This is a genomic window from Acinetobacter sp. ANC 3832 (assembly GCF_002135415.1).
Lineage (GTDB): Bacteria > Pseudomonadota > Gammaproteobacteria > Pseudomonadales > Moraxellaceae > Acinetobacter.
In genome coordinates, this window is record NZ_NEGJ01000011.1 from 87708 (window position 1) to 98680 (window position 10973).

Consider the following 10973-nt stretch of genomic DNA (forward strand, 5'->3'; position numbering starts at 1 on the left):
GATGTAAGTCTCAATAGGCTAAATTTTAACTTTATCTATCGCTTAAACAATAAAAAAGGATGCCTCAGCATCCTTTTCAAATCAATCAAATCAAGCTCTTGATTTCGATTTTCCTTTCGCTTTAGAACCACCAAATGGTTTCTTCGCATCACCCGTTTCACGTGGCGGTAAACCTGTATGTTGCGTCAAAATCTGACCACGCTCAGGGCGTTTCTTGGTATTGGATGGACGACCTTGAGCATTTGTAGATGCATTACGCCCCTGCTTCGATGCTTGGTTACGCTCAACATTTTCAGTACTACGCTTTTGTGAATCACCAGCAACAGTCGAGTTTTTCTTACGTGCAGACTGATACTCACCTTCTGTACCTAAAGGTTGATAAGTCGGAATCAAATGATGTTTCGAATTACCAATTAAATCAGTACGCCCCATTTCTTTCAATGCTTCACGAAGTAATGGCCAATTGTTTGAATCATGATAACGCAAGAATGCTTTATGAATACGGCGACGCTTATCACCTTTCACAATATCCACATTTTCGGTATAACGTGCCACTTTCGCCAGTGGGTTTTTACCTGTGTGATACATCGTGGTTGCCGTCGCCATTGGTGAAGGATAGAAAGTCTGTACCTGATCGGCACGGAAACCATTCTTCTTCAACCAAATCGCCAGATTCATCATGTCGTATTCGGTTGTACCTGGATGTGCAGCAATAAAGTAAGGAATTAAATACTGTTCTTTACCTGCTTCTTTACTATAACGATCAAACATTTGTTTAAAGCGATCATAAGCACCAATACCCGGTTTCATCATCTTCGACAATGGACCTTTTTCAGTATGCTCAGGGGCAATTTTTAAATAACCACCCACATGATGCTGAACCAACTCTTTCACATATTCAGGGTTTAATACCGCCAAATCATAACGTAAACCTGAACCGATCAAAATCTTTTTGATGCCTTTCAGTTCACGTGCTTTACGATACAACTGTGTCAATGGTGCATGGTCGGTATGTAGATTTTGACATACACCTGGGAATACACACGATGGTTTACGACAGTTCTTTTCAATTTCAGGGTCTTTACACTGCAAACGATACATGTTTGCCGTTGGACCACCTAAGTCAGAGATAATGCCTGTGAAGCCCGGTGCAGTATCACGAATTTTTTCAACTTCACGCAGAATGGACTCTTCAGAACGGTTCTGAATAATACGACCTTCATGTTCGGTAATTGAACAGAATGTACAACCCCCAAAACAACCGCGCATGATATTCACAGAGAATTTAATCATGTCAAATGCAGGGAAACGTGCTTCTGCATAAACTGGGTGTGGTAAACGTGCATAAGGCAAATCAAATACATAATCCATTTCTTCCGTAGTGAGCGGAATCGGAGGTGCATTCAACCAGACATCACGCTCACCATGCTTTTGTACCATCGCACGAGCATTCCCCGGGTTGGTTTCCAAATGCAAAATACGGTTCGCATGTGCATACAGCACTGAATCTTCGACAACTTCTTCAAAAGAAGGTAAACGAATCACTGCTAGCTCACGTGCAGGCAATTTATGTTTAATTGCTTTAGAAGGTGCAGCTTGTAGCTGAACAATTTGTGTATCAGCATCCAAATTGTCGCCTTCACGAACAATTGGATTGGCAACAGGTTCTTTTTGAAAGTTTTGATATTTCGCGAGTGAATTGCCTTTATCTTGCTCAATTTCACAACCATCTAAATCTTCAGTCATCACATACGGATTGATGATTGGATCTACACGACCAATGGCATCAACATCATTCGATGCAATTTCAACAAATTTGGCTTTCGATGGACGGTTTAATTTATTGACGATAAACGCTGTACCACGAACATCAGTAATTTCATGAATTTTTTCGCCACGTGCTAAACGATGCATCACCTCAACGATTGAACGCTCACCATTGCCGTACATCAACAAATCGGCTTTAGAATCCATCAATACTGAACGACGGACTTTGTCTGACCAATAATCATAATGGGCAATACGACGTAAAGAGGCCTCAATACCACCTAACAGAACTGGTACATCAGGAAATGCTTCACGACAACGCTGACAATAGACTGTCGCTGCACGATCAGGACGTTTATTCGGTTGATTGTCTGGTGAATACGCATCATCAGAGCGGATTTTACGGTCAGCCGTATAACGGTTGATCATTGAATCCATGTTCCCTGCAGTCACACCCCAAGCAATATTCGGTTTGCCTAAAACACGGAATGCATCTGCATTGGTCCAATCAGGTTGCGCAATAATGCCGACACGGAAGCCTTGAGCTTCTAAAGTACGACCAATGATGCCTGAACAAAATGATGGATGATCGATATAGGCATCACCACAGACCAAAATAAAGTCACAGCTGTCCCAACCGAGTTGATCCATCTCCTCGCGTGACATCGGCAAAAATGGTGCGGGTTCAAAACACGACGCCCAATATTTGTCGTAATCAAACAGAGCGATCGGCGCTGTTTGAGCAGTATAAGCTGTAGACATGGTTTTTTATCTCGATTGGCAGATGGCGATCGGGAGAGATCTGTATTGAATATTATTCATTTTAACATGAATCAGCTTCATCTTGCTTGATTAAAAAAAATACATAATCGGGAAATTGTAATTTCTATTTGTACTTCTTATTTTCTAAACAACGCTAAAAATAATATTTTTCCGACAAATGGTGGATTTACTATTCACGATATAAATCAGTCACTAATCATCAATTCTACTCTTTTATTGTTAAAATAATGTGATTAATGTCACAAAAGCAAATCATTTATTAGATAGATTTAATTAAGCTCTTATTCAAAGAAGAAATGGATTAAAACAAATGATTCTAAAAAAGCTGTTTATTTCACTGATGGTTTTTATTCAAAGCTTCGCTTGGGCAGCATCTTCCAAAGAACAATTCTATAAAGATCAGGAAGCATGGAAAAAACTTCAGCTTAGATTACCTTCAGGTTATCAACTTGATAATAGCTCACAGCCACAAGAATATTATTGGCAATGGAAAAATAATCAAGTGCATGTGGATTATTATCCTAATCCAAACTCAAAGGCTAAAGTCATTTTATTACACGGTGTTGGAACTAATGGTCGGCAGATGAGTTTGGTTTTAGGGCATCCGCTTGCACAAGCAGGCTATGAAACCATGGCTTTGGATTTACCCGGCTATGGTCTCACACTATATCCATCGAAAAGTGCAATTCGTTATGAAGACTGGATTCAACTGGTCAGTGATTTTGTCAACAATGAAGCCAAGAAAGACAATCGCCCTATTTTTCTCTATGGGCTTTCGGCAGGTGGGATGCTGACTCTGCATGTTGCAATGCAAAATAAAAATATTAAAGGCGTGATTGGCATGACCTTTTTAGATCAGGAATATACCAATGTTAAAAAAGGAACCATGCGCTTTAGTTCACTGAGTTTTGCAATTTTACCTGCAATGAAAATCACAGCCAAAACACCTTTTGGGAGCATGCCTGTGCCAATGTCATTAGTGTCGCAAATGTCTAAACTGACCAATGATCCAGGAGCCTTAAAAATCATGCTGAATGATAAAACTTCGGCAGGTAATACCATGTCGATTAGCTTCTTAAACAGCTATATGAATTATAAACCACCTTATAATATTTCTGGATTTACCCAATGCCCTGTTTTACTGACCCAACCTGAACTTGATCGTTGGACACCGTATGAACTGAGTGAGCCTGTTTTAAATAAACTGACTGTTCCACATAAAGTGGTTATTTTATCAGGTGGTGGACACTACCCAGTTGAAAAAACTGCGCTTGAGCAACTTCTAAAAAGTAGCATTGAATTTATTCAGCAAAACTTACCCGTTTAAAAAGCTGTATTGCTTTTCATTGTTTTTAATTTAACAGCAATACACAGCCCGATGAGTAAAATGCAGGTGATGGTGACGGTCAGCCCAAGCCATCCAAAATGCTCCCAGACTAAACCGCTACCACTGCCTAAAATACTTGAACCTAAGTAATAACAGAATAAATATAACGATGAACCCACTGCACGATATTGTAGGGATTGCACAGAGACCCAACTGCTTGACGTTGAATGTGCTGCAAAAAATGAAAAAGTAAAAATCAATAAGCCCAATAAAATAAACCAGATAGAGGGAATCAGCATGATCCATAACCCCAAAATCATACTTAAAAACATGAAAATGAGTACTTTTTCACGTCCGAACTTTTGGCTCCAACTGGCTGCACGTGGTGAGCTATAAATGCCCGATAAATAAGCCACTGAAATCAGACCTATCCATGTTTGTGAAAGTTCAAATGGTTTTTCCAGTAGATGGTAACTCATGTAATTGAATACCGTCACAAAGCAACCCATGAGAATAAAACCTTCGGCAAACAGTAAGCGTAGCTTAGGATCAGATAAATTCTTTTTAAAAGATTCTTTAAAACGTGAAAATTGAATTGGGTAGGCTTTAAAATGTTTCGATGCCGGCAAAGCCAAATAAAAGATGATAGCAATAATAAAATTCAATACGCCAATAATTAATGTTGCTGTTTGCCATGAAATAAAATCTAACAATACACCTGCAATCAACCGTCCTCCCATTCCTCCAATCGCTGTGCCTGAAATATATAATCCCATGGCAAAGCCAACATCTTTTTGCGCAATTTCCTCGCCAATATAAGTCATGGCAACTGAAGCTACACCACTGACAGCTAAGCCAATCATCATTCGTGTGGCTAAAAATATTTCCCAATAAGGTAAAAATGAGCTGATCAATAATAAAGTTGCTGTAGAAAATAGCGATATTGCCATGATTTGTTTTCGACCAAAACGATCAGAAATCAAACCTGCAAACAGTAAGCCTAAAGCCAAAGCAATGGTCGACAATGAGAGTGGAAAACTACTATTGGTCGCTGTGGTTTGAAAGAATTTTGCCAAGAATGGCATCATGGGTTGTACGCAATATAAGGAGGAAAATATAGCGAATCCCGCCAAGAATAATGAGAGTAAAATCGCCTTAAATGGCTGAGTACCATACTCTATATAGCTTGTAGATTCAGACATAATTACTCCTTAGGTCTGAATCAGTATACGCCTGTTTTTATTGCTAAGAAATTAAAGCCCAATTCTTAAGCTTTAATTTCTTACTTTTATTGATGAGTAAGCTTTTAGTTTAGTGCCTTTTATTTCGTCTGAAAGCAGAGAAATAAAGAGCTTGTTCACGCTTATGTAAGATGTCTAATATAAGGCTTTCGGCAATTTAATTTGAATTATTTCATTATCATCTGCAAGTTTTGCATTACGCCCTGAAGAACCTGGAAAATTATTGTCATTAAATACCGTCAGTGTGTTTTTATTTTCAATAATGACATCTTCAATGGTTTCAAACGGGAAACTAAATGTGCTTCCTGTGCCAATATCACCATTACGCGCTGTGCCGTACAATAAATTTGGATTATCAATTTTCATAAGATCTACCAAATCGGTACGATCTATGGTTTTGCCTGAATCATTCAGTTTTACATTGATCAGTCTTTTATAAGCATCCAACTTATTTTGGCTCGCATCACGCTCAATAATAATGCCCGATTTATCATCATACATTTGGAAATCACCAATATTGCTGGCTTTACTATTCAGGCTGAAGAGATAGTAATTTCCTGTATAGGCTTTTTTCTTCAAGTCAAATTGAGAAATAAGCAGCTGATTGGTTGTCTCACCCTTTAATGGTTTTTCCAGTAATGGGTAAAGAAACTGACCATCTTTGGACAGCGCCATACCTTCAAAACCACCACTTTGCTGAACTAAAGGCTCAACATAATTGATATTGGCTTTATTCAACTGATTCTGTGGAGAGCGTAATTCTTTACCTTTACTATAAGGATTCGGCAATGCAATTGGGGCATCAAGCAATATGCCATCTTTATCAAAATGGAGTAGATAAGGTCCAAATTCATCGCCAATCCAATACGTTCCATCAGCCGTACGTTGCATAGATTCAGGATCAAAATCTGCACCTGTCAGCAAACGATCCGATGTGTTTTGATTAATAATCGTAAATGGAACTAATTTATTTGGATCTTTCAATTGAATAAAGCTCATGACTTGAACTTTTGCTGTCCCACCTGTTTTGCTTCTAAAATCCGGTTTAATTTGATAGATACGCAATAAAAAGTCAGATGAATTATCTTGTGTGCCAAAACCATTATCGGCCATTGCCATATAAGTTCCATCACCATTTTTTAGTGCTGCAGAAAAACCTTGTACAGGTTGTCCTTTAAATGGAGGAAAAATACCATTTGCCCCTGTTACAAATGCACCTGAGCTTGGCCCAGCAGCATAAGTTTCTACATCTAATTTTGCGAAAGAAACTAAAGTCGGTGCTGTGACATTTTGTTCAGTTTGATAGACATCATTATCGTCATTACAAGCACTTAAACTCGTTAGGCTTAACGCTAAAAGTGAAGAGTATATTTTTTTCATGCCAGTTTTTCATATTCAAAAAGTCTATTAAAACCAAGCAAAATGACAGTTCAACGTCAGTCAGATGACAGATTAGCGTCTTCTTGATATTGGATCTGAATAAAGTGCAGTAAATCTTGAAATATGGGATGCCATTCATCTGTCGGTTCAGAAAATAATGGGTGCCAAAAGAATTGAAAACTTAAACCACCATCATCTAAACAAAAATGTGTCCATGTTTCAGCAAGTAACTCATGCACTTCACATACAAACACATGCCAATTTAGACCCGTCTCTTTAGGAAAATGAATGCCTAAATAAGATTGAACTATTCCCTGCTTTATTCCAGATTCTTCAAGTAACTCACGTAATGCAGCATCTTCAAGCATTTCATTCAGTTCAACTGTTCCTTTAACAATTTGAATACCTGCCAATGGGTGACGAAAAACTAATATTTGAATTTCAGCTTTTTGCACTCTAAGTACAACGGGAACGACTTTTTGAATATTCATTATATTCATTTGAATTAGCTCAATATCTTTAGATCAAAACCAAAATCGAGATTACAGCCTACTTGCCCATCTCGAATTTCAATAATAAAAAAGCCCTCCAAAAAGGGCTTTAAATTTTATCAATCGCTTATTTTTGTTCAGATAATTGCATAATTAAACGTGTTGCTAAATATAAACGCGGAACAATGGTATCAATCACGACAAACTCAGCCTGATCAGAATGTGCCCCTTCGCCAGATAAACCAAAACCTTCAATCACAGCAGCTTTAGATTTTAAACCTGCAAATGCTGCATCCGTTCCACCACCGGTTGCTTTCGATAAAATATTTAAAGGCAAATTTAATTCAGTCTTATAAATATTTTGTGCTTGAGCAGATATTTTCTGAGCTTTGGCATTTGCAACCAATGGTGGGCGACGTACTTCAAACTTTACACTGACTTGGCTATCTACCAATTTTTTAGTTTTAATTTTATCTTGTAAGGTCTTTTCTAACAAATCAAAATCTTCAACTCTTAAAGCACGTGCATCTGCTTGAGCAACCGCACTATCTGGAATCACATTACGATTTTTCCCTGCTGATGCAACGGTCCAATTCAACTTCAACCCCGTATTTGGATTGGACAAATCTTGTAATTGAAGCAATTGATAAGAAAGTTCAGTTAAAGCATTTATCCCATCTTCAGGCTTAGCACCTGCATGTGAACCTCTGCCTTTCACATTCAAATATGCTGCCCCAATACCACTGGTCGCCAAACGCAGATTACCTTCTGTTCCACCACCTTCAAAAGACAATACAACATCTTGATCAATTGCTGTTTCAGTAATGGTTTTACGCGAACCAGGTGAACTAATTTCTTCATCTGAATTAAACAAAACTGTAATCGTGCCAAAATCTTGATAATTTAATTTTTTAATTGTATTGAGTACATGAATAACAGCAGCAACACCCTGTTTATCATCAAGAATCCCTAAACCAAATGCTTTATTCCCTTCAATTCTAAAGGGCTGATCTTTTAACTGCCCTTTTTGATATACTGTATCCATATGGGCAATCAGCATAATTTTACTTTTGCCTTTCCCTTTCAATACCGCTTTGACCATTGGACCTGTCTGATCAGGTGTATCATCCATGCGGTAAATATCTTGAGTCGGTAAAATACTCACATCTGCACCTGTCGCTTTCAATTTTTCTGCAACAAGCTTCGCAATCGTATTTACGCCCTCTAAATCCTTACTGCCCGACTCAATATTCACTAAGTCTTTTAATGTATTTAAATATGCTGTTTTTTCAGATTCAACGGTTTGTTTTAATTGACTATCGGAAGCAGCATTTGCTTGTGCTACAGCCAAACAACCGATGAGTCCTAAAGACATAAGTTTTAAATGATGACGCTTATTTAAATTTTTCTCTAACATATCAAAATTCCATTTTTTCAATTCGTTAATCAATTCAATACTTAAAACAATCTGATTAAATTAAAACACTTTTCAATAAAAATAACCTTCTACTCAGACTATGGTATTAAGAAATTGCATTGTACGTTTTAACCTACATAATGTGATGTACTTTGCATCTTTCAACATAAATGATATTTTAATAATATTAACTAATCAGGAAACAGGAAGTTTTCAAACAAAAATAATAATAAAAGACAAAGAAAGATGGGATGAACAATAAAAATAGAGAAGAAATAGTAAAGAGGATGTTACTAAAAGTAATGAATACGGAAAAGCCCTGATAGGATATCAGGGCTTTTTTTATCGTTATTCTTTTAATTTTTGACTTCTAAGATAGATAATCCCAGCAATTATACAAACGAATATTTCTACCCAAAATGACCAGTGAAATATGAAATTCAGCCACCATGGAGAATATTGGGCTTTAATTTTAAACAATGCATAAGGTTGATCAATGAAAGGTGCAAACCACCAAATATCTCCGACTAAAGTATCCAAAACTACATGAAGTATAGCTGCTGAGCAAAAAAGCAATGCTAAAAAAGATTGCCGAGTATGGAATAATTTACATTGTTTCAATTTTAATGAAGCGAATAAAATAAGCCATAATACGATCCAAAAAATGGGCCAATGTAAAAAATATCGGTGGTGATGCACTTGTTGATGATCTATCAAAAAGAAATAAACCAAATCGATATCGGGAAAAATTGCACCCAGTATCATCGTTACAATGACTGTTTTTGTAGAGATTTTTTCAAACTTATAGCGAGCTAGAATAGCTTTTGCAAAAATATACCCCGAAGGTAGATGAGCGATAAACATTGTGTTCTCTTTATTTTTAATTTATTAAAATATTAAGTATTTGAAATAATATACTTTCAGAATCAATGTAAGAAATAGCTTACATTGCCTACTAACAATAGCCTATTTTAGGTGAGTAACATATACATTATTCTTAAGCCATAGGGAACAGGAAGCTCCCCGAACATAAAACAAGAATACTAAGTTTGAACATCAGGATGTGAAGTATGATAGGAGTTGTACTTAAGCAATGAATATAAAAAAGCCTCAACAGGATGTTGGGGCTTTTTTACGACTATTTTTATAGATTATAAACTCTTTAAATATGCAATGACTTTAGTATTTCCAGCCATTTCAGCAAGCTCTAAAGCAGTATATTCACTTTTATAATGAACATTCACACCATAGCTGACCAATAATTTGACGATATCTAAATAATCATTTTCAGCTGCTGCTTGTAAAGCGTTATAACCTTCATCATCGGTAGAATTTACATCAATACCATTGGCTAAACTGTTTCGAACTTGCTCAAGATCACCTAAAGATGCCCAATAAACAAGTTCAGGAAGATGAAGTTCTTCATTATCTTCAGGAATTGGGGAGATTGAGTTGAGTTTCATTAAATACACCATAGATTATTTATGAAATAATGGGCTATATCTTGCCATAACTTCTTCTTCTGAACGTCCTAAAATAGTTGATAATTTTTTGTAATTAGGCAAAGGGATTTCTTTTAAAACTAATTTTATACTTCCATTCTTACTAGAATCATATTTTAAAATAGAACCATAGTTTTTAATTAGTTTTAAATTTATTTTATCCTTTGCGACATCAGGGAATTCATTTAAAAAATTATGAAATTCAATTACTAAATCATCTGTAAGCCTTAATGCTGTTTCAGTTAAATCTATAAGAGCAGCTAAATCACTTTGATTAGCGAACTCTTCAATTTGTGAATCTACTAGGTCAATATATGTAGTATTTTTATTATTAGCAGTCATTATTTGCGATCTAACTTTATCATTTAAATTATTTCGTGTTTTCCATATAGAAAGTAAACTAGAATAATTAGAAAATAATGTTCTTAAATAAGGGATATTTGACCACTTTTTTTTATCTATATCTGAAATAAAAACTAATTCATAGTAATCAAATTTATAATTTTCATCACTTAGCAACATAGAAGGAACAGAAAATACTCTTTGGTATGGATCTGTATTTAAATGATTATAATAATTAAATTTTATTGCAATCAAAGATTGATGCAATTCATCTGCTAATAACAACCATTTATTTACATTATCTAATTTTAATTTATCCGCAACTATTCTTTCTTGTCTATGAAAAACAAAATATGCTAATAAAGCCCCAATAAAAGAAGAAAAAAAAGCCATCGCTACAGGAAAAATATAGTCCTTAAAGTAGTTTTCCTCTTGCTTTAATGATGATATTACTTGAGTTAATGCTTGAATATCGTCCATATAGTTAATATTTCATTTAATTAATAAATATTTTATAGAATATCGACATAAAAAAACACCCCCTTCATAAGAAGGGGGTGTTTTTAGGAATAATGAGCTGGCGATGACTTACTCTCACATGGGTAACCCCACACTACCATCAGCGCGAAGAGGTTTCACTTCTGAGTTCGGGAAGGGATCAGGTGGTTCACTCTTGCTATTGTCGCCAGCACAACTGTTTATGACTACTTGCTTAGGTCTTAT

Annotated in this window: 9 protein-coding genes and 1 rRNA gene; 1 reads left to right on the plus strand and 9 read right to left on the minus strand. The window is 36.1% G+C overall.

Translation table 11 applies throughout. The features are described from left to right. Positions 1-90 precede the first annotated feature (90 nt). Positions 91-2529: a YgiQ family radical SAM protein gene (locus tag B9T35_RS14395; RefSeq protein WP_086191789.1), complete on the minus strand. Its 2439-nt coding sequence runs from the start codon at positions 2527-2529 to the stop codon at positions 91-93. 331 nt (positions 2530-2860) lie between these two features. Between B9T35_RS14395 and B9T35_RS14400 the strand changes: the two genes are divergently transcribed. Then, the gene (locus B9T35_RS14400; RefSeq protein ID WP_228147161.1) at positions 2861-3877 is read left to right on the plus strand and encodes an alpha/beta hydrolase; all 1017 of its coding nucleotides are present in this window, start codon (positions 2861-2863) and stop codon (positions 3875-3877) included. On the opposite strand, the gene B9T35_RS14405 is transcribed toward B9T35_RS14400, so the two are convergent. From B9T35_RS14405 to rrf, 8 genes are all read right to left on the minus strand, one after another. Continuing rightward, positions 3874-5079, minus strand: coding sequence for an MFS transporter (locus B9T35_RS14405; protein ID WP_086191790.1), 1206 nt, complete (start codon positions 5077-5079; stop codon positions 3874-3876). The two genes, B9T35_RS14400 and B9T35_RS14405, sit on opposite strands and share 4 nt — an antisense overlap. 174 nt (positions 5080-5253) lie before the next feature. Next, on the minus strand, positions 5254-6498 hold the full coding sequence (locus B9T35_RS14410) for an esterase-like activity of phytase family protein (protein ID WP_086191791.1): 1245 nt from the start codon (positions 6496-6498) through the stop codon (positions 5254-5256). A 56-nt stretch (positions 6499-6554) separates the two neighbouring features. Then, positions 6555-6998, minus strand: coding sequence for an NUDIX hydrolase (locus tag B9T35_RS14415; RefSeq protein ID WP_171264292.1), 444 nt, complete (start codon positions 6996-6998; stop codon positions 6555-6557). Positions 6999-7116: 118 nt separating this feature from the next. Continuing rightward, positions 7117-8406, minus strand: a complete 1290-nt coding sequence (locus tag B9T35_RS14420; protein WP_086191792.1) for a glutamate carboxypeptidase — start codon at positions 8404-8406, stop codon at positions 7117-7119. A 348-nt stretch (positions 8407-8754) separates the two neighbouring features. Beyond that, complete coding sequence (locus tag B9T35_RS14425; RefSeq protein ID WP_086191793.1) at positions 8755-9270, minus strand: metal-dependent hydrolase; 516 nt, start codon at positions 9268-9270, stop codon at positions 8755-8757. 287 nt (positions 9271-9557) lie between these two features. Continuing rightward, a complete protein-coding gene (locus B9T35_RS14430) occupies positions 9558-9869 on the minus strand; it encodes an ankyrin repeat domain-containing protein (RefSeq protein ID WP_086191794.1) in 312 nt (103 codons plus the stop codon). 15 nt (positions 9870-9884) lie between these two features. Beyond that, positions 9885-10730: a hypothetical protein gene (locus B9T35_RS18715; RefSeq protein WP_228147162.1), complete on the minus strand. Its 846-nt coding sequence runs from the start codon at positions 10728-10730 to the stop codon at positions 9885-9887. 95 nt (positions 10731-10825) lie between these two features. After that, positions 10826-10940 (minus strand): 5S ribosomal RNA (rrf, locus tag B9T35_RS14440). Positions 10941-10973: the final 33 nt, after the last annotated feature.

Coding starts and splice junctions, on each gene's coding strand:
- B9T35_RS14420 (WP_086191792.1), bottom strand. CDS start 8,406: ATGTTAGAGAAAAATTTAAATAAGCGTCATCATTTAAAACTTATGTCT.
- B9T35_RS14415 (WP_171264292.1), bottom strand. CDS start 6,998: ATGAATATAATGAATATTCAAAAAGTCGTTCCCGTTGTACTTAGAGTG.
- B9T35_RS18715 (WP_228147162.1), bottom strand. CDS start 10,730: ATGGACGATATTCAAGCATTAACTCAAGTAATATCATCATTAAAGCAA.
- B9T35_RS14430 (WP_086191794.1), bottom strand. CDS start 9,869: ATGAAACTCAACTCAATCTCCCCAATTCCTGAAGATAATGAAGAACTT.
- B9T35_RS14405 (WP_086191790.1), bottom strand. CDS start 5,079: ATGTCTGAATCTACAAGCTATATAGAGTATGGTACTCAGCCATTTAAG.
- B9T35_RS14410 (WP_086191791.1), bottom strand. CDS start 6,498: ATGAAAAAAATATACTCTTCACTTTTAGCGTTAAGCCTAACGAGTTTA.
- B9T35_RS14400 (WP_228147161.1), top strand. CDS start 2,861: ATGATTCTAAAAAAGCTGTTTATTTCACTGATGGTTTTTATTCAAAGC.
- B9T35_RS14425 (WP_086191793.1), bottom strand. CDS start 9,270: ATGTTTATCGCTCATCTACCTTCGGGGTATATTTTTGCAAAAGCTATT.
- B9T35_RS14395 (WP_086191789.1), bottom strand. CDS start 2,529: ATGTCTACAGCTTATACTGCTCAAACAGCGCCGATCGCTCTGTTTGAT.